The sequence below is a fragment of the Bradyrhizobium sp. NBAIM08 genome (assembly GCF_020193935.1).
In the GTDB taxonomy this organism is placed as follows: Bacteria; Pseudomonadota; Alphaproteobacteria; order Rhizobiales; family Xanthobacteraceae; genus Bradyrhizobium; species Bradyrhizobium yuanmingense.
On the sequence record NZ_JADYVR010000825.1, the window covers coordinates 1 to 412 of the forward strand.

Consider the following 412-nt stretch of genomic DNA (forward strand, 5'->3'; position numbering starts at 1 on the left):
CACTAGAAGGCCTGTCCGAACGTAATGAACCACGCCGAGTTCCTCTCGCCCGTCTCGGGCCTCACCTTGAAACCCATGTCGAACCGGATCGGCCCGACAGGCGACTTGTACCGCAGCCCGAACCCGATCGCGGTTCGGAGCAAGAGCAGATCGAGATCGGCGGTGCGGGCGAACACGTTGCCCGTGTCGACGAACCCCACGCCCTGGAGCCCTTTCCGGATTGGGCTGCGGAGCTCGACGTTGAAAATCGTTTCCGCGTTTCCACCGATGGGGAATCCGTCCTTGATGGTCTCGGGCCTGCCGAGCGCATCGAGCGCAAACCCCCGCACCGTCGAGGTGCCGCCGGCGAAGAACCGTTCCGGCTCCGGCAGTTCCTTGAAGCCGATCTGGACGATCGTCTCACCGGTTCCGG

At 64.1% G+C, this 412-nt stretch carries 1 protein-coding gene; it reads right to left on the minus strand.

The genetic code is table 11. The features are described 5' to 3' along the window. Positions 1–2 precede the first annotated feature (2 nt). Positions 3–412 (minus strand): BamA/TamA family outer membrane protein (locus I6F37_RS42245; RefSeq protein WP_225154711.1); only part of this gene is annotated, 410 nt, incomplete at its 5' end.